The 21,442-nt window shown below is 66.7% G+C and carries 17 protein-coding genes; 5 read left to right on the forward strand and 12 right to left on the reverse strand.

The window, feature by feature from the left end; all coding sequences use genetic code 11:
* Positions 1-14: 14 nt before the first annotated feature.
* From parC to G7045_RS09155, 5 genes are read right to left on the reverse strand one after another with little or no spacing between them, the layout of a single operon-like run.
* The gene (parC, locus tag G7045_RS09140; protein WP_166159341.1) at positions 15-2,411 is read right to left on the reverse strand and encodes a DNA topoisomerase IV subunit A; all 2,397 of its coding nucleotides are present in this window, start codon (positions 2,409-2,411) and stop codon (positions 15-17) included.
* 3 nt (positions 2,412-2,414) lie between these two features.
* Positions 2,415-2,474, reverse strand: coding sequence for a DUF1010 domain-containing protein (locus G7045_RS14945; RefSeq protein WP_370521765.1), 60 nt, complete (start codon positions 2,472-2,474; stop codon positions 2,415-2,417).
* Positions 2,471-3,514 carry a virulence RhuM family protein gene (locus G7045_RS09145; protein WP_166159342.1) on the reverse strand — a complete coding sequence of 348 codons (1,044 nt, stop codon included), beginning with the start codon at positions 3,512-3,514 and terminating at the stop codon, positions 2,471-2,473. Before G7045_RS09145 ends, G7045_RS14945 begins: the two co-directional genes overlap by 4 nt.
* Complete coding sequence (locus G7045_RS09150) at positions 3,511-4,212, reverse strand: DUF1016 N-terminal domain-containing protein (protein WP_166159343.1); 702 nt, start codon at positions 4,210-4,212, stop codon at positions 3,511-3,513. The genes G7045_RS09145 and G7045_RS09150 overlap by 4 nt, the downstream gene beginning before the upstream one ends.
* Positions 4,213-4,257: 45 nt before the next feature.
* Complete coding sequence (locus G7045_RS09155) at positions 4,258-6,234, reverse strand: DNA topoisomerase IV subunit B (protein WP_166159344.1); 1,977 nt, start codon at positions 6,232-6,234, stop codon at positions 4,258-4,260.
* An 87-nt stretch (positions 6,235-6,321) separates the two neighbouring features.
* Between G7045_RS09155 and G7045_RS09160 the strand changes: the two genes are divergently transcribed.
* From G7045_RS09160 to bamC, 4 genes are all read left to right on the forward strand, one after another.
* Positions 6,322-7,560, forward strand: coding sequence for an MFS transporter (locus G7045_RS09160; protein WP_166159345.1), 1,239 nt, complete (start codon positions 6,322-6,324; stop codon positions 7,558-7,560).
* Between the two features lie 117 nt (positions 7,561-7,677).
* Positions 7,678-8,229, forward strand: a complete 552-nt coding sequence (locus tag G7045_RS09165) for a bifunctional 2-polyprenyl-6-hydroxyphenol methylase/3-demethylubiquinol 3-O-methyltransferase UbiG (RefSeq protein ID WP_166160415.1) — start codon at positions 7,678-7,680, stop codon at positions 8,227-8,229.
* 34 nt (positions 8,230-8,263) lie between these two features.
* Entirely contained in the window at positions 8,264-9,160 is an 897-nt protein-coding gene (dapA, locus tag G7045_RS09170; RefSeq protein WP_166159346.1) for a 4-hydroxy-tetrahydrodipicolinate synthase, read from the forward strand.
* Positions 9,161-9,203: 43 nt separating this feature from the next.
* A complete protein-coding gene (bamC, locus tag G7045_RS09175; protein WP_166159347.1) occupies positions 9,204-10,295 on the forward strand; it encodes an outer membrane protein assembly factor BamC in 1,092 nt (363 codons plus the stop codon).
* Positions 10,296-10,419: 124 nt separating this feature from the next.
* Here the strand turns inward: bamC and G7045_RS09180 are convergent, their stop codons facing one another.
* The 3 genes from G7045_RS09180 to G7045_RS09190 form a co-directional block, all read right to left on the reverse strand.
* On the reverse strand, positions 10,420-10,692 hold the full coding sequence (locus tag G7045_RS09180) for a hypothetical protein (protein WP_166159348.1): 273 nt from the start codon (positions 10,690-10,692) through the stop codon (positions 10,420-10,422).
* A 196-nt stretch (positions 10,693-10,888) separates the two neighbouring features.
* On the reverse strand, positions 10,889-11,389 hold the full coding sequence (locus G7045_RS09185; RefSeq protein WP_166159349.1) for a hypothetical protein: 501 nt from the start codon (positions 11,387-11,389) through the stop codon (positions 10,889-10,891).
* Positions 11,390-11,397: 8 nt separating this feature from the next.
* A complete protein-coding gene (locus G7045_RS09190; RefSeq protein WP_166159350.1) occupies positions 11,398-12,528 on the reverse strand; it encodes a cupin domain-containing protein in 1,131 nt (376 codons plus the stop codon).
* A 52-nt stretch (positions 12,529-12,580) separates the two neighbouring features.
* Here G7045_RS09190 and G7045_RS09195 point away from each other — a divergent pair, with 52 nt between their 5' ends.
* Positions 12,581-13,105 carry a peptidylprolyl isomerase gene (locus G7045_RS09195; RefSeq protein ID WP_166159351.1) on the forward strand — a complete coding sequence of 175 codons (525 nt, stop codon included), beginning with the start codon at positions 12,581-12,583 and terminating at the stop codon, positions 13,103-13,105.
* A 23-nt stretch (positions 13,106-13,128) separates the two neighbouring features.
* On the opposite strand, the gene G7045_RS09200 is transcribed toward G7045_RS09195, so the two are convergent.
* The 4 genes from G7045_RS09200 to G7045_RS09215 all read right to left on the reverse strand — a co-directional run bounded on the left by G7045_RS09200 (position 13,129) and on the right by G7045_RS09215 (position 21,440).
* On the reverse strand, positions 13,129-13,653 hold the full coding sequence (locus tag G7045_RS09200; RefSeq protein ID WP_166159352.1) for a glycine zipper 2TM domain-containing protein: 525 nt from the start codon (positions 13,651-13,653) through the stop codon (positions 13,129-13,131).
* Between the two features lie 109 nt (positions 13,654-13,762).
* Positions 13,763-15,220, reverse strand: a complete 1,458-nt coding sequence (locus G7045_RS09205; protein ID WP_370521607.1) for an efflux transporter outer membrane subunit — start codon at positions 15,218-15,220, stop codon at positions 13,763-13,765.
* 65 nt (positions 15,221-15,285) lie between these two features.
* A complete protein-coding gene (locus tag G7045_RS09210; RefSeq protein ID WP_166159354.1) occupies positions 15,286-18,336 on the reverse strand; it encodes an efflux RND transporter permease subunit in 3,051 nt (1,016 codons plus the stop codon).
* The gene (locus tag G7045_RS09215; protein ID WP_166159355.1) at positions 18,333-21,440 is read right to left on the reverse strand and encodes an MdtB/MuxB family multidrug efflux RND transporter permease subunit; all 3,108 of its coding nucleotides are present in this window, start codon (positions 21,438-21,440) and stop codon (positions 18,333-18,335) included. The genes G7045_RS09210 and G7045_RS09215 overlap by 4 nt, the downstream gene beginning before the upstream one ends.
* Between the last annotated feature and the right edge of the window lie 2 nt (positions 21,441-21,442).

Raw genomic sequence — 21,442 nt, forward strand, 5'->3', positions numbered from 1 at the left:
CTAGAAGACCAACCCTACTGCACCCGCACCACCGCCTGCGGCTTGAAGCCCAGGTCTGCCGCCTTGCCCTTGCGAGCACGCGGGGCGCGGGCATTGTTCAGGCTGCGGATTTCGAGCTGCTCCTCGCGCTCCTTGCCGCCGCGCCCCAGGCCCGTGATGCGCACGCTGCGCGTGTAGGCCGCCGCGCCGGCGAGGCGGTCGCCCTCCTCCAGCGCCAGCAGCATCAGGCCGCGCCCGCCCTTGTCCATGCGCTTGAGTTCGGTGATCTCAAAGGTGAGGATGCGCCCGCCCACCGAAGCGCAGGCCACATGCGTTGCTGCTACAAAATTAATAGCTGCTAGCGCTTGCTCTGTCTGCGCTGGAGGCGTTTTTTGATTCAAATCATCGCCCCAGGACACCAGCGAGGGCGCGCACAGGGTTTCGCCCTCATTCAGGCTCACAAAGGCCTTGCCCGCCTTGTTGCGCGAGACCATGCCCTCCACGCTGGCGATAAAGCCATAGCCGCCCGAGCCCGAGAGCAGCAGCTGCGCCGCCAGCGGCCCGGCAAAGTAATGCGCGATCTGCGTGCCGGCTTCGAGCTCGATCAGCGTCGTCACCGGCTGGCCGTCGCCCCGGCCACCGGGCAGTTGCGCCACGGGCACGGAGTACAGCCGGCCATTGCTGCCCAAGACGATGAGCTGATCGACCGTGCGGCATTCAAACGTGCCGTAAAGCCCGTCGCCCGCCTTGAAGGCGAAACTGTCCGCCGCGTGCCCATGGCCCTGGCGCGTGCGCACCCAGCCCTTTTGCGACACCACCACGGTGGTCGGCTCGTCCACCACCTTCACTTCGGCGACGACTTTTTTCTCCGCCTGGATCAGCGTGCGGCGTGCGTCGGCAAACTGCTTGGCGTCTGCCTCGATCTCCTTGACCATCAGCCGCCGCAGCGAGGCCGGGTTGGCGAGGATGTCTTCGAGCTGGCCCTGCTCCTTGCGCAGCTCGGAGAGTTCCTGCTCGATCTTGATGGCTTCGAGCCGTGCCAACTGGCGCAGGCGGATTTCGAGGATGTCCTCGGCCTGGCGCTCGCTCAAGTTAAAGCGGGCGATGAGCGCCGCCTTGGGCTCGTCGGCCGCGCGGATGATGGCGATCACCTCGTCGATATTGAGCAAGACAAGCTGGCGCCCCTCCAGGATGTGGATGCGGTCGAGCACCTTGGAGAGGCGATGCTGCGAGCGCCGCGTAATCGTCTGCTGGCGGAAAGCTACCCACTCCAGCAGCATCTGGCGCAGGCTTTTTTGCACCGGCCTGCCGTCGATGCCCACCAGGGTCAGGTTGATGGGCGCGGAAGTCTCCAGGCTGGTGTGCGCCAGCAGCGCGGTAATGAGTTCTTGCTGCGGCACCTTGCCGGTCTTGGGCTCGAAGACGATGCGCACGGGCGCGTCCTTGCTCGACTCGTCGCGCACGCCGTCGAGCACGGCCAGCAGGGCGGCCTTGAGCTGGGTTTGCTCCTGCGTCAGCGCCTTCTTGCCGGTCTTGACCTTGGGGTTGGTGATGTCCTCGATCTCTTCGAGCACACGCTGCGCCGACACGCCCGGCGGCAGCTCCGTCACCACCAGCTGCCACTGGCCGCGTGCCAGCTCCTCGATCTTCCAGCGCGCGCGCACCTTCAGGCTGCCGCGCCCGCTGCGGTAGGCGTCCTGGATGTCGGAGTTGCTGCTGATGATCTGCCCGCCACCGGGGTAGTCGGGGCCGGGAATCAGCGTGAACAGCTCATCGTCGGGGAGCTGCGGGTTCTTGACCAGCGCCACGCAGGCGTCGGCCACCTCGCGCAGGTTGTGGCTGGGGATCTCGGTGGCCAGGCCCACGGCGATGCCGCTGGCGCCGTTCAAGAGCGCAAACGGCAGGCGTGCGGGCAGCTGGCGCGGCTCCTCGGTCGAGCCGTCGTAGTTGGGCTGGAAGTCCACCGTGCCCATGCCGATCTCATCGAGCAACAGGCCGCTGATTTTGGCCAGCCGCGCCTCGGTGTAGCGCATGGCCGCCGCGCCATCGCCATCGCGGCTGCCGAAGTTGCCCTGGCCGTCGATCAGCGGGTAACGCTGGTTGAAGTCCTGCGCCAGCCGCACCAGCGCGTCGTAGGCCGACTGGTCGCCGTGCGGGTGGAAACGCCCCAGCACATCGCCCACCACGCGCGCGCTTTTCACCGGCTTGGCGGGGGTGTTGTTGTTGGGCCCGCTGTAGGACAGGCCCATTTGCTGCATGGCGTAGAGGATGCGCCGCTGCACGGGCTTCATGCCGTCGCACACATCGGGCAGCGCCCGGCCCTTGACGACGGAGAGGGCGTATTCCAGGTAGGCGCGCTGGGCGTAGTGGCCCAGGCTGTCGTCGGGGGCGGCATCGGCGGCCGGAAGGTCAAGGGTGGATTGGTCGTTCATGCTTCAAAATTGATAGCTGTTTGCGCTTGCTACACAAGGGCCAGAGGCCAAAAAGACTGTTATTTTTCAGGACAGGGGCTGGGTGGAAGGCTTTGGAGCAGCCGGTCAAAGTCGCTCTGGAACAGGCGGTCTTGCACGGTGCGGTATTTCTCGAATTCGCTTTCCGCATGGGCGCGGGCGATTTCGGCGGTGACTTTGCCGGCGTCCTGCAGCACCTCGCGGTCGGTCGCGGCGATGAATCGGTTCAGGCGCGACTCCCAGTCCTGCATGGTCATGGGCATTTTGCGCAGCGCCATGTCCTCGGCCACGTCCAGGTAGGCATTCACCAGCCGCGAAAGCTGCCCCATTTCGTCTTCGCTCAGGTAGTTTTTGGCAACCACCACGTCGAATTTCTGAATCTTGCCGTGCGGGCCGTCCTTCCAGGTAGCAAGGCCCATGTGCTGCTGGCCGGCATCGGCGCGGTGGTAAATGACCTCTGCCGCCGTCTGGCCATGAATGGCCCAGTGCAGCTTGTTCTGCACCGTGGCGAAAAAGCGTTGCGTGGCCTTGGCGCTCACGTCGTAGTCAATGGCCGTGGCGTAGATGTCGGTGATTTTTTGATAGAACTTGCGCTCCGAGAGCCGAATCTCGCGCACGCGCTGCAACTGCTCTTCAAAATACTGCTCGGTCAGGATGGAGCCGCCGCTTTTGATGCGCTCATCGTCCATGACATAGGCCTTGATCGTGTATTCCTCGATCACCTGCGTGGCCCATTTGCGAAACTGCACAGCCCGTTCGGAATTGACCTTGTAGCCCACGGCAATGGTGGCAGGGAGGCGGTAGTGCAGGGTGTCGTAGCCCTTGCCGTCGGCGGCAGTTATCCGAAATTTTTGGATAACTGCCGATTCCTGCAGCTCGCTATCGGCAAATATCTTTTTCAGGTGGTAGTTGACGGTACGAACATCCACGTCATAAAGCGCCGCCATCATCTTCTGCGTCAGCCAGATGCTCTCATCGGCATACACCGCCTCCACGCCGCCACTGCCCGTGGCGGCGATGAAGGTCAGGTACTCGGCAGCGGACGAGCGGGTGATGGACACATCGCGCCTTGCGGGTTTTTTCATCGCGCATGCTCCAGGAATGCCAGCGCAGCGGCTTCGGAGTCTTCGATGGCGATTTCCACGGCGCGGCGGGCGGCATCCAGCAAGTGCGCTGCACGGCGGCGGGCGTCGATGGATTGGCGGACGGCCTGCGTCAGGCGCAGAGCAAAGTTGCTCGCGGCGCGACCCCAGCGATGGTGCGCCGCCGATTCGATTTGCATCACCAGAATGTTGCGGCTCCAGCCATTTTCCAGAGCCGCCTGCATATACCACCGGCGCGTGGGCAGGTCTTTGAGCTTGGCCATCAGGATGGCGTGGTGGCTCCAGGGCAAGGCCAGCACCAGTTCGGCGGGAAATAGTGCAACCGGCGGTTGCACTTTTGCAGAGGTCTGAATTTGTGCCGCAGGCTGTGGCACCAACTGCAGGTGTGCATATTCACGGTAAAACGCCAGCATCTGCTTGATGTTGCGCTCTGAAAATCCCTTCTCTTCGGGCAACTCATTGTGCAAGTCGCGCGCCAGCCGGGGTATGACGGCACTACCCCAACCTTCCTGCTGCTGGCGCAGGTCAATCACCTGGCCAATCTCCCAGTACAGGCGGATCAGCTCGGCATTCACCGCCAGCATGGCGCGCACTTGCGCGCGCTGCACGCGCTGCTTGACGTCCGCCAGCAGCGTGGCGTAGCCCAGGGGGGCAGGGTCGAAATGGGAGGGGCGGGTCATGTCGGTGCCTGTGTGCTGTGCGTCAATGTGCGGCCCGCAAGGCGCTCACACATCCACCTCCACCGCATCCCCATGCAGCTCCATCAGCTCGCGGCGCGAAGCGGCTTCGCCTTTGCCCATGAGTTTGGTGATGAGCCCCTCGGTGGCGGCAAAATCGAGCGCGCCCAGCTGCACGGGCAGGAGGCGGCGCGTGTCGGGGTTGAGCGTGGTGTCCCACAGCTGCTCGGCGTTCATCTCGCCCAGGCCCTTGAAGCGGCTGATCTGGCATTTCTCGCGCGCCACGCCGTCCTTGGCGGCCTTGTCGAGGATGGCCTCCAACTCGCCTTCATCGAGCGCATAGAGCTTGGCGGCAGGCTTTTTGCCGCGCGCCGGGATGTCCACGCGGTAGAGCGGCGGGCGGGCCACGTAGATGTGCCCGGTCTCGATCAGCTTGGGGAAGTGGCGGAAGAACAGCGTGAGCAGCAGCACCTGGATGTGCGCGCCGTCCACGTCGGCATCACTCAAGATGCAAATCTTGCCGTAGCGCAGGCCGCTCAAATCGGGCTGGTCTTGCGGCCCGTGCGGATCGACGCCGATGGCCACCGAAATATCGTGCACCTCGTTGTTCTTGAACAGCAGGTCGCGCTCCACCTCCCAGGTGTTGAGCACCTTGCCGCGCAGCGGCAGCACGGCCTGCGTCTCCTTGTCGCGGCCCATCTTGGCGCTGCCGCCGGCGCTGTCGCCTTCCACCAGAAACACCTCGTTGTAGGCGATGTCGCGGCTTTCGCAGTCGGTGAGTTTGCCGGGCAACACGGCCACGCCGGAGCCTTTTTTCTTCTCCACCTTCTGCCCGGCCCTCTGGCGCGTTTGCGCGGCCTTGATGGCCAGCTCCGCCAGCTTCTTGCCGTAGTCCACATGCTGGTTCAGCCACAGCTCCAGCGCCGGTTTGACGAAGCTGCTCACCAGCCGCACGGCGTCGCGCGAGTTCAGGCGCTCCTTGATCTGGCCCTGGAATTGCGGGTCGAGCACCTTGGCCGAGAGCACGTAGCTGGCGCGTGCAAACACGTCCTCGGGCATCAGTTTCACGCCCTTCGGTAAAAGCGAATGCAGCTCGATAAAGCCCTTGACGGCCTGAAACAGGCCGTCGCGCAGGCCGCTGTCGTGCGTTCCGCCGGCGCTGGTGGGGATGAGGTTGACGTAGCTCTCGCGCACCACGGCGCCCTCTTCGGTAAAGGCCACGGCCCAGGTGGCACCTTCGCCTTCGGCAAAGCTGTCGTCGCTGCTGCCGGCAAAGCCCTCGCCCGCAAACAGGGGGATGACCGGGTCGGCGCTCAAGGTCTGCGCCAGGTAGTCGCTCAGGCCGCCCTTGTACTGCCAGCTCTGCTGCTCGCGGGTTTTTTCGTTCACCAGGGTCACGGCCACGCCGGGCATGAGCACGGCCTTGCTGCGCAGCAGGTGCGTCAATTCACCCAGGGGCAGTTGGGCGGATTCAAAGTATTTCGCATCGGGCCAGGCGCGCACGGTGGTGCCCTGCTTGCGCTCGCCCGGCTCCAGGGGGCGCGCTGCCAGGGGCTCGACCACGTCGCCAGCGGCAAAGGCCAGGCGCGCTACCTGGCCCTCGCGGTGCGTGGCCACCTCCAGGCGGGTGGAGAGGGCATTGGTCACGCTCACCCCCACGCCGTGCAGGCCGCCCGAGAAGCTGTAGGCGCCGCCCTGGCCTTTGTCGAACTTGCCGCCCGCGTGCAGGCGGGTGAAGACCAGCTCGACCACCGGCGCGCCCTCCTCGGGGTGCAGGCCGAAGGGGATGCCGCGGCCATCGTCCTCCACGCTGACCGAGCCGTCCTGGTGCAGCGTGACCTTGATCTTCTTGCCGAAACCGGCCAGCGCCTCGTCGGCGGCGTTGTCCAGCACCTCCTGGATGATGTGCAAGGGGTTGTCGGTGCGGGTGTACATGCCCGGGCGCTGCTTGACGGGCTCCAGGCCCTTGAGGACGCGGATCGAGCCTTCGGAATATGCGGGTGCGGTGGTGGGTTTGACTGCCATGGGCGCGCATTCTAAGGCTGTACGTTTAACCAGTTTCGTATCACCAAGTGACAGCAAGGCAGGCTGGTTTTCGTTACATTCGTGCGTATGCATAGCAACGCCAAAAAACTCTCCATGCTGCAGGTACTGGCCTGCGGTGCCGGTGTCGTCACCCTGTCCATGGGCATTCGCCACGGCTTTGGCCTGTGGCTGCAGCCCATCACGCAGGACATGGGCTGGCCGCGCCAGACCTTTGCCCTGGCGATGGCGGTGCAAAACCTCTCCTGGGGCCTGTTTGGCATTCTGGGCGGCATGGCGGCGGACCGCTTTGGCGCTTTTCGCGTGCTGCTGGTGGGGGCGCTGCTGTACGCGCTGGGGCTGGTGGGCATGGCATTCGCGCCCACGCCGCTGCTGTTTGCGCTGACCACGGGCGTGCTCATCGGCGCCGCCCAGTCCTGCACCACCTACGCCGTGATCTACGGCGTTCTCGGGCGCCAGATTGCGCCCGAGCGCCGCTCCTGGGCCATGGGCGTAGCAGCAGCGGCGGGCTCGTTCGGGCAGTTTCTGATGGTGCCGCTCGAAGGCCAGTTCATCGCCCAGCTGGGGTGGCAAAACGCGCTGCTGGCGCTGGCGGCGATGGCGCTATTGATCGCCCCCCTGGCCTGGGGACTGCGCGAGCCCGGCTTTCACGCCAGCGCCCAGGGTAGCAGCGCACCGCGCAGCCAAAGCGCCGGCCAGGCTTTTGCGCAGGCGCTGCGCCACCCCAGCTTCATGCTGCTGACGGCGAGCTACTTCGTCTGCGGCTTTCAGGTGGTGTTCATTGGCGTGCACATGCCCAGTTTCCTCAAAGACCAGGGCCTGGCGCCGCAGGTGGCCAGCATGGCCCTGGCGCTGATCGGCCTGTTCAACGTTTTTGGCACGTATTTCTCCGGCGCCCTGGGCCAACGCATGGGCAAGCGCCACATCCTGGCCTTCATCTATCTGGCGCGGGCGGTGTGCATCTCGGTGTTTTTGCTGCTGCCGATCACGCCGCTGTCGGTCTATGTGTTCTCGGCGGTCATGGGCGTGCTGTGGCTATCGACCGTGCCGCCCACCAACGCCACGGTGGCGCAGATGTTTGGCGTGCAGCACCTGTCCATGCTCAGCGGCTTTGCCTTCTTCAGCCACCAGATCGGCAGCTTTTTGGGCGTCTGGCTCGGCGGCTACCTGTATGACACCACGGGCAGCTACCACATCGTCTGGTACCTGGCGATTGCCCTGGGCCTGCTCGCCGGACTGCTGTGCCTGCCGATTCGCGAGCACGCCGTAGCACGCCCGGCCCTGGCCGCCGCAGCGCAAGGAGCCTGAGATGCGCCGCGCCCTGCTCTGGTTGGCCGTGCTGCTGGTGCTGCTGGCGGTGTTTGCCCTGTACCTGCAGCCCGCGTTCATGCTGACGCTGGCCGATCAACTTTGGTCATGCTTTTGATGTCCACCCTGCCACCCCCTTCACCCTGGATCACGCACTGGGGCGCGCTGCTGCCCGCAGGCGCGAGCGTGCTCGACGTGGCCTGCGGCAGCGGCCGCCATTTGCGCTGGTTTTATGAACGAAATCACACCGTAACGGGCGTAGATAAAGCGCAAGCAGCTATCAATTCAATAGCACAATGGGCTGAAGCCATCGAGGCCGATCTGGAAGCCGGCCCCTGGCCCCTGGCCGGGCGGCAGTTCGACTGCGTGCTCGTGACCAACTACCTCTGGCGCCCACTGCTGCCCACGCTCATCGCCAGCCTGGCCCCCGGGGGCCTGCTGCTGTACGAAACCTTTGCCCAGGGCAACGAAGCTTTTGGCCGCCCGGCGCGGCCCGAATTTCTGCTGCGCCCAGGCGAGCTGCTGCAAGCCTGCGCCGGCCTGCGCGTGCACGGCTACGAGGAGGGTTTTCTCGCCGCTCCGGCGCGCTGCGTGCAGCGCATTGCCGCCCGGCGTGAAACTACGGCCCCAGAAGGGACAGCGCCGGCCCCGGCCTGCTACCGGCTCTAGTTAGAATGCTTTTTTTCCGTTTTCACCCTCGGACATGACCTCTTCCAGCGTCTCCCTCAAAGGCAGCATCGTCGCCCTCGTCACCCCCATGCACGAAGACGGCAGCGTGGACTACCCCACCTTGCGCAAACTCATTGACTGGCATGTCCAGGAAGGCACGGACTGCATCGGCGTCGTCGGCACCACGGGCGAGTCGCCCACCGTGGACGTCGAGGAGCATTGCGAAATCATCCGCGTCGCCGTCGAGCAAGCTGCCGGGCGCGCGCCCATCATGGCCGGCTGCGGCGCCAATTCGACGCGCGAAGCGATTGAGCTGGCGCGCTACGCACAAAAAGTGGGCGCCAGCAGCCAGCTGCAGGTCGTGCCCTACTACAACAAGCCCACGCAAGAGGGCCAGTACCAGCACTTCAAGGCCATTGCCGAGGCCACGGGCGAGCTGCCCATCATCCTGTACAACGTGCCCGGGCGCTCGGTAGCCGACATGGCGCACGACACCGTGCTGCGCCTGGCGCAGGTGCCGGGCGTGGTCGGCATCAAGGAAGCCACCGGCAACATCGAACGCGCGCAGTGGCTCATCCGCGACGTGCCCCAGGGCTTTGGCGTGTACTCGGGCGACGACCCGACCGCCGTCGCCCTCATGCTCTGCGGCGGCCACGGCAACATCAGCGTCACCGCCAACGTCGCCCCGCGCCTGATGCACGAACTGTGCATGGCCGCCCTGGCCGGCAACATCGAACGCGCCATGCAAATCCAGTTCCAGCTCATGCCGGTGCACAAAAACCTGTTCGTCGAGGCCAACCCCATCCCCGTCAAATGGGCCCTGGCGCGCATGGGCCTGTGCGGCCCCACCATGCGCCTGCCGATGACACCGCTGTCGAGTGCCAACCACGCCGTGGTCGAAGGTGCTCTGCGCGCGGCCAACCTGCTCTGAACCCCCTCTTTCTTTTTCCGACTTCCCCCAAAGGATTGCCGTCGTGAACACAAGCTCCCGCCTGGGCCTGCTGGGCCTGGCCCTGGCCCTCACCGCCTGCTCCAGCACCTCGCTCGAAGGCGACAAAATCGACTACAAAAGCGCCGCCAAGGGCTCGACCCTGGACGTGCCCCCCGACCTGACCCAGCTCACACGCGACACGCGCTACCTGCAGCCCGATGGCTCGGCCTCGGCTGCCGCCTTCCAGGCCGGCCAGGCCGCCAAACCCGCCAGCGCCAGCACCGCCCCCAGCACCCTGGGCGACGTGCGCATGGAGCGCGACGGCAACCAGCGCTGGCTGGTCGTCAAGCGCCCGAGCGACGCCCTGTGGGAGCCGGTGCGCGAGTTCTGGACCGACAACGGCTTTGTGCTGACGAGCGAAAACCAGCAGCTCGGCACCATGGAAACCGATTGGGCCGAAAACCGCGCGAAGCTGCCGCAGGACGTGATCCGCCAGACCATCGGCAAGGTGTTCGATTCGCTCTACTCCACCGGCGAGCGCGACAAATTCCGCACCCGCCTGGAGCGCAATGCCGACGGCAGCACCGACATCTACATCAGCCACCGGGGCATGGAGGAGGTGTACAACTCAGCGCACAAGGATTCCACCGTCTGGCAGCCGCGCGCCGTCGATCCCGAGCTTGAAGCCACCTTTTTGCGCCGCTTGATGGTCAAACTCGGCGTCGGCAAGGAAGAAGCCAAAGCCCTGGCGGCCGCGCCGGTGCAGCGCCCGAGCCTGGCGCGCGCCACCACCGTCGATGGCGCTCCGGCCATCGAAATCAACGAGAACTTCGAGCGCGCCTGGCGCCGTGTGGGCCTGTCGCTCGACCGCACCGGCTTTACCGTCGAAGACCGCGACCGCAGCCAGGGCGTGTACTTCGTGCGCTACGTCGATCCGGGCGAGGGCAAGAAAGACCCCGGCTTCTTTGGCAAGCTCTTTAGCTCCGACAAGGCCACGCCGCCCCTCAAGTACCGCGTTCTGGTGCGCAGCCAGGATGGCAAGAGCCTGGTGACGGTGCAAAACGCCGCCGGCGGCGCCGACCACTCGGCCAACGCGGCCCGCATCGTCAAGGTGCTGACCGACGACTTGAAATAATCCCGGCCCTGCCCCTACTGGGGCAGGCATGAAAAAACCCCCGAATCGCTGGTGCGACCGGGGGTTTTTTCATGCCCACCCTGCCAGGACGCCCACCGCAGGCGGGCGGCTGGCAGCGCAGCAATTACTTCTTCTCTTCAGCAGCAGGAGCGGCAGCCGGGGCAGCGGCAGCGGCTTCTTCAGCAGCGCCCTTGGCAGCTTCAGCAGCAGCCGGAGCGGCTTCGGCAGCAGCCGGAGCGGCAGCCGGGGCTTCAGCAGCGGGAGCGGCAGCCGGAGCAGCAGCAGGCGCTTCAGCGGCAGGAGCAGCAGCCGGGGCCGGTGCGGGTTCTTCCTTCTTGCCGCAGGCGGCCAGGGCTGCAGCGGCGATCACGGCGGCGAGAACCAGAGACTTGTTCATTGCAAATTTCCTTAGAGGAGATAAAAAGCTTTATGAAATGCCAGAACGGCCCGCCTCATCAGCCGCAGTCGCCGTGGCAGAGTCGCAAAATGCGAATTTGACTCAACTTTGTATTATAGGGACTTTGTCAATCCTGGGTTTCACTCAAAGAAGGAGTCCCCCCCCCAAAACGCAAACTTTCGCCAATTCGCAACAATCACAAACCCAAAGTCGTGCTAGGAAAACCTGGGGTGCTACGGCGCAGCAACCATTCGTCGATTTTTTCCTTGAGCAGCACGCGGCGCTCGGGCTCATCGCCACTGACGCCCACGCAGCGCTCGGCATCGAGGCGCTGCAGCGCCCATTGCGGCGACCACAGCAGGCTGGGTACGTCGCTGGGGGCGCTGCCCGCACAGCGGCGGCAAACGATTTTGTGATCCCAAGTGCTGCGCCAGCGCACAAAACGCGGATGCCGGCGCACGACTTCATCGTAGGAACGCGCCAGCAGCGTGATCCGTTGACCTTGGCGCACCCAGGCCGTCAGCGCCTCGATCACAGCAGCCTCGCCCAGAGGCCAATCCCAAAAATCGGCATCGCTCAAGACCAGCTCGCGCCAGCCCTGCGCGCCAGCGCACTCCAGCGCCGCCCTCACCAGGGCCTGAAAATCCTCGCGGCCACTGAAGCGGCCACTGGGCAACGGGGTACTGCTGGGGGTCATGCGCTGCCTCAAGCCTCGGAATGCGCCCAGCCGGCATCGCACCAGGAGGCCAGCAGCTCCAGCGCTTCGTCGCTGGCACGCGCCAGTTCCTTGGCGCTCAGACGGCGCGCATCGGCGAGGCGGCGCATCAGCGTGGCGTCGCGGCCGCTGGCGCGGTAGCTCTCGCCGTTGATGAAAATGTGCTTGTCGTCATAGAGCATTCGCGTGCGTTTATCAAGGCGCAGGTTTTCCAGCATCTGGCCCTCGGGGCCGGGCTCGAACCAGACGTTGGCCTTGGGCTCCGAGAGGTACTCGCCCAAGGCACGTTCGAGCGCCAGCGGCTGGTTCAGCGCGCGCTGCAGCGCCTGGCGCGCAAAGTCGAGCAGCCCCGCCGGAATGGCGCCCGGGTGCGTCACCGCCTCCTGCTGCGGGTCGCGGTACACCACAGGATGCTGGTTCAGGTCGCACTCTTCTTCGTCCGTCAGGCGCAAGAGCAGCTCGCGCGCCATTTCGTCGCGCTCGGGCGAGCGAAAGCCGATGGAGTAGGTCATGCACTCACCCTCGGCAATGCCGTCGTGCGCCCAGCCCGGGGGCAGGTAGAGCATGTCGCCAGGTTCGAGGACATATTCCTCCTCGGGCTCGAATTCGGCCAGGATTCTGAGCGGCACGTCCTCTTGCAAACGCAGGTTTTTCTGCCGTCCGATGCGCCAGCGGCGCCGGCCGTGCGCTTGCAGCAGGAACACGTCGTAGCTGTCAAAGTGCGGGCCGACGCCACCGCCGTCGGTGGCGTAGCTGATCATCAAATCGTCCAGACGCGCCTCGGGCACGAAGCGAAACTGCTGCATCAGCGCGTGCACCGCCTCGTGGTGCAAGTCCACGCCCTGCACCAGCACCGTCCAGCGCGGGGTTTGCAGCGTTGGCAGGCTGCGGCGCGCAAACGGGCCGTGGCGCAGCGTCCAGCCGCCGCCGTCTTGCAGCTGAATCAGGCGTGACTCCACGCCCTCCTGCCCGGCCAGGGCCAGCAGCTCGGTGCGCAGCACGGGCGGCGCAAAGCCGGCAATGGCCTGGCGCACCAGCAGCGGTTTTTTGTGCCAGTGGCGCTGCATGAATTGGCTCGGCGAGAGGCCGCCGAGCAAGGCCAGGGGTTGGTCGATGGACATAAGAATTCAAAGCCCCGGGCAGGGGCATGGGTCAAGCTGCGACAATTCTCCTATGGAAATCAAACAGCAATGCGTGGTCGCCCTGACCTGGACCTTGAAAGACACCTTGGGCGAGGTGCTCGACGTGCTCGACACCCCGGTGGAATTTCTCGTTGGCGGCGACGATTTGCTCGTGCGCATCGAGGAGGCCCTACAAGGCCACGGCAGTGGCGCCAGCGTCAACCTGCACCTCGAGCCCGAGGACGCTTTCGGCGACTACCAGGAACAGCTGATTTTTCTGGAGCCGCGCAACCTGTTCCCGGCCGAGCTCGAAGAAGGTTTTACCTTTGAAGGCAGCGCCCTGCCCGCTGGCTGCAGCCCGGCAGCGCCGCGCGAAGCGCTCTACACCGTGACCGACATCTACCCCGAGCATGTGGTGCTCGACGGCAACCACCCGCTCGCCGGCATTGCGCTGCGCCTGGCGCTACAGGTGCATGGCGTGCGCGAAGCCACTGAAGAAGAAATTGGCCGGGGCACGGCGGGCGCGGGCTTTTTCCGCATCCAGCCCAGCGCCCCGGGCGGTACGCTGCTGCACTGAGCAGCGGCCACTGCACTCACCACTCAATAGCGGGAAATCTGCCCGCCCACCAGGCGCACGCGGTCGCCCGTGCGCAAATCGCCAGGCGAGCTGACGTCGTAGGCACGCGAGCCGCCTTGGTCGAGCTGCACCGTGATGCGGTAGCTCTGCGTCGTGCCGTGGTTCATGCGGCCTTCAATGGCGTTGCCAGCCACTGCCCCGCCGACGGCGCCGAGCACCGTGGCCGCCGTGCGACCGCTGCCACCACCAATCTGGTTACCGAGCAGGCCACCGACCACGCCGCCGAGCACGGCGCCGCCACCCGAGGTGTTGCCGCTGCTTTGCGGCACCTGCACGGTCTGAATGTTGGAGATGCGGCCATATTCGGCACGCGGCCCCTGCTGCTGCGGATAGCTCTGATACCCCCCTTGCTGCTGCGGATAGCTCTGATACCCCCCTTGCTGGGGATAAGGCTCGTAATGCTGCTGGGGCTGGGCGGCGCAGGCCGTCAAGGCGGTGGCCAGCAACAGGCCGGACATGGCAGTAAGGCTGCGGGAAATACGGGGCATGGTTCTCTCCTGAAAGACAGTTGGATAACGATCGTACGGGGGCAGCGTTGACAACAATAACCAAGACACCGTGCGCAACCGTAAGGTTCTCCCATTTTTTGTTTCAAGATCATGGCGCTGCGGCACCACTGGGTAACTCTGCCGGATTGCTGGCCTGCGGCCACTGGCCGCCGAGGTTTTTCAGCAGCGTGCCCACCGCCACCAGGCGCTGGTTGCGCACATCGAGCAGGCTGCGCTCGGTCGTCAGCACCTGGGTTTGCGCGCTCAACACGTTCAGGTAGGCGACGGTGCCGGCGCGGTACTGGTTCTGCGCCACCTGCAGCGCCTGCTGCGCCGCCACCAGCGCCTGCTGCTGGCGCTGCTGTTGCTGCGCCAGGGCGCTGGCGGCGCTCAGGTTGTCTTCCACCTCCTGCAGGGCGGTCAGCACCACCTGGCGGTAGCTGGCCTCGGCCTGGGCCTGGCTGGCGCGCGCCGAGGCCACGCTGGCCGCGCGCGCGCCGCCGTCGAACAGGGTCAACGCCAGCGCCGGGCCCAGCGACCAGAAACGGCTGGGCGCATCGAACACCTGGGCCCAGGTACTGCTGCGCTGCCCCAGCTGGCCCGAGAGCGTGAGCGCCGGGAAAAACGCCGCCTGGGCGACGCCGATTTGCGCATTCGCCGCCGCCACGCGCTGCTGCGCGGCCGCAATGTCCGGGCGCGCCTGCAACAGCCCTGCAGGCAACAGCGGCGGCACAGCGGGCGGCGCGGGCAGCTCGGCGCTGGGCGCCAGGCTGAAGGCCGCCGGCGCCTGGCCGACGAGCGCCGCCAGCGCATGTTCCCACTGGGCGCGGCTGGCCTGGGTGCTCAGCAGCTGCGCCTGGGCGCTGCGGTATTGGGCCTCGGCCTGGGCGACGTCGGCGCTGCTGACCAGGCCGGCACGCTGGCGGTTGCGCGTGAGCTGCCAGCTGCGCTCGTAGCTGTCGATGGTTTGCGCCAGCAGCTGCGCCTGGGCCTCGCTGTTGCGCAGGGAGAAATAGCTTTGCACCAGCTGCGCCTGCAGCGACAGCTGGGCCGCCGCCAGATCGGCGCGGCTGGCCTCGGCGCTGGCCTGGGCTGCCGCCGCGCTGGCCGAGAGGCGGCCCCACAGATCAAGCTCCCAGCTCGCATTCAGGCCCAGGCTGTAGCTGTTGCTGGTGGCGGCCTGCGGGCTGGCGCTGCTCCCGCTGCTGCCGCTGCTGGCGCTGTGTGCACGCTGGCCGCTGGCGCTGGCGCCCAGGGTGGGCAGGCGCGCGGCCTCGGCCGTGCCCAGGGCCGCCTGCGCCGCCTGCCAGCGCGCCAGGCTTTGCGCCAGCGAGGGGCTGTCTTGCTGCGCCTGCGCCTGCAGCTGGTCGAGCACCGGGTCGGCAAACAGCTGCCACCACTGCGCCGGCACGGCGGTGGGCGCTGGCGCCTGCTGCCACAGGCTGGCGTAGGCCGCCGCCTCTTTGTAGGCCGCTGGCAGGGCCAAGGTGCTGGGCCCGGGCGGTGGCGCGCTGGCGCAGCCGCAAAGCAGCGCCAAAGGGAGAAAAAAGCCGGTTTTTTTAAGCAAAAAATGGCTCCAGCGCTTATGCAGCAAGCGCGAGTAGCTATAAAAATGATAGTAAAACGACAGCATCAAATACGTCCTTTGCGGCGCAGGCGATCCAGGGCCACATAGACCACCGGCGTGGTGTAGAGCGTGAGCACCTGGCTCACCAGCAGGCCGCCCACGATGGCAATGCCCAGCGGCTGGCGCAGCTCGGCGCCATCGCCCCGGCCCAGGGCCAGGGGCAGCGCGCCCACCAGGGCGGCGAGCGTGGTCATGAGGATGGGGCGCAGGCGCAGGTTGCAGGCGCGGTAGATGGCCTGCGCCGCGCTGCTGTGGCCCCGGCGCTGCTGCACCAGGGCGACGTCGATCATCATGATGGCGTTCTTCTTGACGATGCCGATCAGCAAGATGACGCCGATGAGCGCAATCAGCGAAAACTCCGTCTTGAACAGCATCAGCCCGAGCAGCGCGCCGACACCCGCCGAAGGCAGGGTCGAGAGGATGGTCAGCGGATGCACCAGGCTTTCATAGAGCATCCCCAGCACCAGGTAGATGCACACCATGGCCGCCAGGATCAGCAGCGGCTGGCCCGCCAGGGCCTGCTCGAAGGCGCCGGCCGTGCCGCTGAAGCTGCCGCGCACCGCCACCGGCACGCCCAGCTGCGCCACCGCCTGGTTGACGGCATCGCGCGCCTGCGACATCGACACCCCCGGCGCCAGGCTGAAACTGATGGTGCTCGCCGGCGTGCCACGCTCGTGGTTCACCGCCAGCGGCGTGTTGCTTTGCGTGATGCGCGCAAAGGCCGTGAGCGGCACCTGCTGGCCCCGGCTGTTGACGAAGAAGAAGCCGCGCAGGGCCTCAGGGCTTTGCAGGTAGCGCGGCAGCGCCTCCATGACGACGCGGTACTGGTTGAGCGGGTTGTAGATCACGCCCACCTGGCGCTGGCTGAAAGCGTCGCCCAGGGTGGCATCGACCTGCGCCATGGTCAGGCCCAGGCGCGCGAGGGCGTCGCGGTCGATCACCAGCAGGGTTTCCTGGCCCAGGTCCTGCACGTCGCTGTTGACGTCTTCGAGCTCGGGCAGCTGCGACAGCGCCTGGCGGATGCGCGGCTCCCAGGTGCGCAGCTGCTGCACCTCGTCGGCCTGCAGGGTGTAGTCGAGCGAACCACTGCTTTGCCGCCCGCCGATGCGGATGTCGCGCTGCGGCACCAGAAACAGGTTGGCGCCGGGCTCGCCCTTGAGCTGGCCGCGCAGGCGCTCGATGACCTGCGACGAGGACACGCCGCGCTGCAGCGTCATGAACATGGCTCCGGCGTTGGTGCGCCCGCCGCCGCCGGTAAAGCCGGTCACGTGCTCGACCGCCGGATCAGCCCGCACGATGGCGATGAAGCGCTGGATGCGCTGCTCCATCGCCTGGTAGGAGCTGGCCTGGTCGGTGCGGATGAAGCCCATGATGCGGCCCGTGTCCTGCTCGGGCATGAAGCCCTTGTCGATGGCGACGTACAGATGCACGTTCAGCGCCACCACCGCCGCCAGCGCCAGCAGCGGCCACAGCGGGTGGCGCAGGCACCAGGCCAGGCTGCGGCGGTAGGCGCGCAGCCACTGCGCGCCCTGCGCATCGAGCCAGCGCGACAGGCGCGAGGGCGTGCGCGTGCGCAGCGGCTGGCGCAGCAGGTGCGCGCACATCATGGGCGTGGTGGTGAGCGAGACCAGCATCGACACCAAAATGGCTGCCGACATGACGATGGCAAATTCACGGAAAAACCGCCCGACGATGCCGCCCATGAACCAGATCGGCACGAACACCGCAATCAGCGACAGGCTCATGGACACCACCGTAAAGCCGATCTCGCGCGCGCCCAAGAGCGCCGCCGGCAGCGCCGCCATGCCGCGCTCCATGTGGCGCATGGTGTTCTCCAGCACGACGATGGCGTCATCGACGACAAAGCCGGTGACCACCGTCAGCGCCATCAGCGAGAGGTTGTCCAGGGTGTAGCCCGCCAGGTACATGAGGCCGAAGGTGCCCGCCAGCGAGGCCGGCACGGCCACGCTCGGAATCAGCGTCGCACGGCCATTGCGCAGGAACAAAAACACCACCAGGATGACCAGCCCCACGGCCAGCGCCAGGGCGCGCTGCACCTCGACCAGCGAGGCGCGCAGCGTCGGCGTGCGGTCGGAGACGACGGTGATGTCGATCGCACTCGGAATGGATGCCTGCAGCTGCGGCATGAGGGCGCGCACGCGCTCGACGGTCTGCAAGATGTTGGCGCCGGGCTGCTTGTTGATCTGGATGAGGATGGCCGGCTTGCCATCGGCGCTGCCGTAGTTGCGCAGGTCCTGCACCGAATCGAGCACCTCGGCCACGTCGCCCAGGCGCACGGCGCGGCCCTCGCGCCAGCGCAGCACCAGCGGCGCGTATTCGGCGGCGCTGCGCGCCTGGTCGTTGGCGCCGAGCTGCCAGTAATGGTCTTCGCGCTCGACCGCGCCCAGCGGGCGGTTGGCGTTGGTGCCGGCAATGGCCTGGCGCACCTGCTCGAGCGACACACCCTGCGCCGCCAGCCGCTGCGGATCGAGCTGCACGCGCACCGCCGGCAGCGCGCCGCCGCTGACGTTGGCCTGGCCCACGCCCTCGATCTGCGCCAGCTTTTGCGCCAGCACGGTGGAGGCGACGTCGTACATCTGGCCGCGCGTCAGGGTGTCGCTGGTCAGCGCCAGGATGAGGACGGGCGCATCGGCCGGATTGACCTTGCGGTAGGTCGGGTTGCTCGGCATCCCGCTGGGCAGCAGGGTGCGCGCAGCGTTGATGGCGGCCTGGACATCGTTGGCGGCGCTGTCCACATTGCGGTCGAGGTCGAACTGCAGCGTGATGCGCGTATTGCCCTGCGAGGAACTGGAGGTGATCTCGGTCACGCCGGCAATCGCCCCCAGGCTGCGTTCGAGCGGCGTTGCCACCGTCGCCGCCATGGTGTCGGGGCTGGCACCGGGCAGGCTGGCGGAGACGGAGATGGTCGGGTACTCCACCTGCGGCAGCGGCGCCACCGGCAGCAAAAAATACGACATCGCACCGGCCAGCACCAGGCCGATGGTCAGCAGCATGGTGGCGATCGGGCGGTGGATGAACAGCGCCGACAGGTTCATGCCCGCTGCTTCCAGCGCTGCGCCCAGCGCTCAAACGTGAGGTAGATCACCGGCGTGGTGAACAGCGTGAGCAACTGGCTCAGGATCAGGCCACCGACCATGGTCACGCCCAGCGGGTGGCGCAGCTCGCTGCCCACGCCCTGGCCCAGCATCAGCGGCAGCGCGCCCAGCAGCGCTGCCAGCGTCGTCATGAGGATGGGGCGAAAGCGCAGCAGGCAGGCCTGGTGGATGGCCGCACGCGGCGCCAGGCCCTCGCTGCGCTGCGCCTCCAGGGCAAAGTCGATCATCATGATGGCGTTCTTCTTCACGATGCCGATCAAGAGCACGATGCCGATGACGGCAATGATGTCGATCGACAGTCCGGCCAGCGCCAGCGCCAGCAGCGCACCCACGCCCGCCGAGGGCAGGGTCGAGAGAATCGTCACCGGGTGGATGGTGCTCTCGTAGAGCACGCCCAGGACGATGTACATCGTCACCACCGCCGCCAAAATCAGCAGCAAGGTGTTGGACAGCGACGCCTGGAAGGCCAGCGCCGCACCCTGGAAATGCATCTCCACCGCCAGCGGCCACGCGCCCTGCGCCTGCAGCTGCTGCTGCGCCTGCTCGATGGCCTGCACCGCAGCGCCCAGCGCCACACCAGGCGCGGTGTTGAACGAAATGCTGCTGCCCGGCAGCTGATCGACGTGGTTCACCGCCAGCGCCGTGCTGCGTTCTTGCACCTGCGCCAGCGCCGTCAGCGGCACGGGCGCGCCGAGACTGGAGGGCACGTAAATCTGCGCCAGCGCCTCGGGCCCGAGCTGGTACTGCGGCGCCACCTCCAGCACCACGCGGTACTGGTTGGACTGGGTGAAGATGGTCGAGATCAGGCGCTGGCCGAAGGCGTCGTAGAGCGCAGCGTCGATGCCCGCCACCGTCACCCCCAGGCGGCTGGCCTGGGCACGGTCGATCTGCACGTAAGCCTGGCGCCCGCGCTGCTGCAAGTCACTACTGACGTCGCGCAGCGCGGGCAGGGCCTGCAGGCGCGCCAGCAGGGCCTCGGTGGCGTGCGTGAGCTGCGCCATGTCGGCCGAGGACAGCAGCAGCTGGTACTGGGTGCGCGCCACGCGCTCGTCCACGCTCAGGTCCTGCACCGGCTGCAGGTACAGGCGCATTCCGGGGATGTCGGCGGTGGCCGCATTCAGGCGGCGCAGCACCTCGGCCAGGGCCGGGCGCTGGCCGTGGGGCTTGAGGTCGATCTGCAGGCGCCCGCTGTTGAGCGTGGTGTTGCTGCCATCGACGCCGATGAAGGAGGAGACGCTCTGCACCGCCGGATCGGCCAGGATGCGCTCGGCCATCTGCTGCTGGCGCTCGGCCATGGCGGCAAACGAGATCGACTGCGCGGCCTCGGTCGTCGCCTGCAGCGTGCCGGTGTCCTGCAGCGGGAAAAAGCCCTTGGGCACCCACAGGTACAGCAGCGCCGTCAGCCCCAGGGTGGCGAGGAACACGCCCCAGGTCAGGCGGCTGTGCGCCAGCACCCAGTCGAGCCAGCGGCCATAACCGGCGATGGTGCGGTCAAAAAAACGCCCGGTGGCCGCGTGCAGGCGGCTGTATGCCTGCGCGCTCTCGCTGCGCAGCAGGCGCGCGCACAGCATCGGCGTGAGGGTGAGCGAGACGACGGCGGAGATCAAAATCGCCACCGCCATGGTGATGGCAAATTCGTGGAACAGCCGCCCCACCACGTCGCCCATGAACAGGAGCGGGATCAGCACCGCGATCAGCGAGATGGTGAGCGAGATGATGGTGAAGCCGATCTGCTTGGCCCCCTGCAGCGCGGCCGCCAGCGGCGGCTCGCCGGCCTCGACGTAGCGCGCCACGTTCTCGATCATGACGATGGCGTCATCGACGACGAAGCCGGTAGCGATGGTCAGCGCCATCAGCGTCAGGTTGTTGATGGAAAAGCCCGCCAGGTACATCACGCCCAGGGTGCCGATGAGCGACAGCGGCACCGCCAGGCTGGGAATGATGGTGGCCGTGCCGCTGCGCAAAAAGACAAAAATCACCGCCACCACCAGCACCACCGCCAGCAACAGCTCCCACTGCATGTCGCGCAGGCCGGCACGGATGGTGAGGGTGCGGTCGGTGAGGATGTGCACGTCGAGCGACGCCGGCAACGTCTCCTGCAGCTGCGGCAGCAGGGCCTTGATACGGTCCACGGTGTCGATCACGTTCGCCCCCGGCTGGCGCCGGATGTTGAGGATGACGCCGGCGCGCAGCGCCGTATCGCCCTGCCCGGCCTGCCCGGCCCAGGCCGCCAGGCGCGTGTTTTCGGCCTCGTCCACGGTCTGCGCCACGTCCGACAGGCGCACCGGGGCGCCGTTCTTGAAGGCGATGATGAGGTCGCGGTACTCCTGCGCCGACTGCAGCTGGTCGTTGGCATCGATGGTCGAGGCGCGCAGCGGGCCGTCAAAACCGCCCTTGGCCTGCTTGACGTTGGCCGCCGCAATGGTGCTGCGCACGTCTTCGAGCGTCAGCCCCAGGCCGGCGAGCGCCGCCGGGTTGGCCTGGATGCGCACTGCCGGCCGGCGCGCACCGGCAATGGCCACCAGGCCCACGCCCTTGACCTGCGAGAGCTTGGGCGCAAGGCGGTTTTCCACCAGGTCGTTGACGCGGATCACCGGCAGGCTCGGCGAGGTAATCGCCAGCGTCAGGATGGGCGCGTCCGCCGGGTTGACCTTGCTGTACAGCGGCGGCATCGGCAGGTCGTTGGGCAGCAAATTGCCGGCGGCGTTGATGGCCGCCTGCACCTGCTGCTCGGCCACGTCCATGGCCATGTCCAGACCAAAGCGCAAGGTGATGACCGAGGCCCCGCCCGAGCTGGTGGAGGACATCTGCCCCAGCCCCGGCATCTGGCCCAACTGGCGCTCCAGCGGCGCGGTGACGTTGGAGGTCATCACCTCCGGGCTGGCGCCAGGGTAGAGCGTGGTCACCTGGATGGTGGGGTAGTCCACCTCCGGCAGGGCCGAGATCGGCAGCCAGCGGTACGCCAGCAGGCCCGCAATCAGCACCGCCACCATCAACAGCGAGGTGGCCACGGGGCGCAGGATGAAGATGCGCGAAAGATTCATGG

The organism is Acidovorax sp. HDW3 (assembly GCF_011303755.1).
GTDB lineage: Bacteria > Pseudomonadota > Gammaproteobacteria > Burkholderiales > Burkholderiaceae_C > Paenacidovorax.

What these genes read in the sequence shown, in the direction of transcription:
- G7045_RS09185 (WP_166159349.1), bottom strand. Translation starts at nt 11,389, where the DNA reads ATGACCCCCAGCAGTACCCCGTTGCCCAGTGGCCGCTTCAGTGGCCGC.
- G7045_RS09190 (WP_166159350.1), bottom strand. Translation starts at nt 12,528, where the DNA reads ATGTCCATCGACCAACCCCTGGCCTTGCTCGGCGGCCTCTCGCCGAGC.
- G7045_RS09150 (WP_166159343.1), bottom strand. Translation starts at nt 4,212, where the DNA reads ATGACCCGCCCCTCCCATTTCGACCCTGCCCCCCTGGGCTACGCCACG.
- G7045_RS09160 (WP_166159345.1), top strand. Translation starts at nt 6,322, where the DNA reads ATGCATAGCAACGCCAAAAAACTCTCCATGCTGCAGGTACTGGCCTGC.
- G7045_RS09180 (WP_166159348.1), bottom strand. Translation starts at nt 10,692, where the DNA reads ATGAACAAGTCTCTGGTTCTCGCCGCCGTGATCGCCGCTGCAGCCCTG.
- G7045_RS09200 (WP_166159352.1), bottom strand. Translation starts at nt 13,653, where the DNA reads ATGCCCCGTATTTCCCGCAGCCTTACTGCCATGTCCGGCCTGTTGCTG.
- G7045_RS09210 (WP_166159354.1), bottom strand. Translation starts at nt 18,336, where the DNA reads ATGAACCTGTCGGCGCTGTTCATCCACCGCCCGATCGCCACCATGCTG.
- parC (WP_166159341.1), bottom strand. Translation starts at nt 2,411, where the DNA reads ATGAACGACCAATCCACCCTTGACCTTCCGGCCGCCGATGCCGCCCCC.
- G7045_RS09155 (WP_166159344.1), bottom strand. Translation starts at nt 6,234, where the DNA reads ATGGCAGTCAAACCCACCACCGCACCCGCATATTCCGAAGGCTCGATC.
- dapA (WP_166159346.1), top strand. Translation starts at nt 8,264, where the DNA reads ATGACCTCTTCCAGCGTCTCCCTCAAAGGCAGCATCGTCGCCCTCGTC.
- G7045_RS09165 (WP_166160415.1), top strand. Translation starts at nt 7,678, where the DNA reads ATGTCCACCCTGCCACCCCCTTCACCCTGGATCACGCACTGGGGCGCG.
- G7045_RS09215 (WP_166159355.1), bottom strand. Translation starts at nt 21,440, where the DNA reads ATGAATCTTTCGCGCATCTTCATCCTGCGCCCCGTGGCCACCTCGCTG.
- G7045_RS09145 (WP_166159342.1), bottom strand. Translation starts at nt 3,514, where the DNA reads ATGAAAAAACCCGCAAGGCGCGATGTGTCCATCACCCGCTCGTCCGCT.
- G7045_RS09195 (WP_166159351.1), top strand. Translation starts at nt 12,581, where the DNA reads ATGGAAATCAAACAGCAATGCGTGGTCGCCCTGACCTGGACCTTGAAA.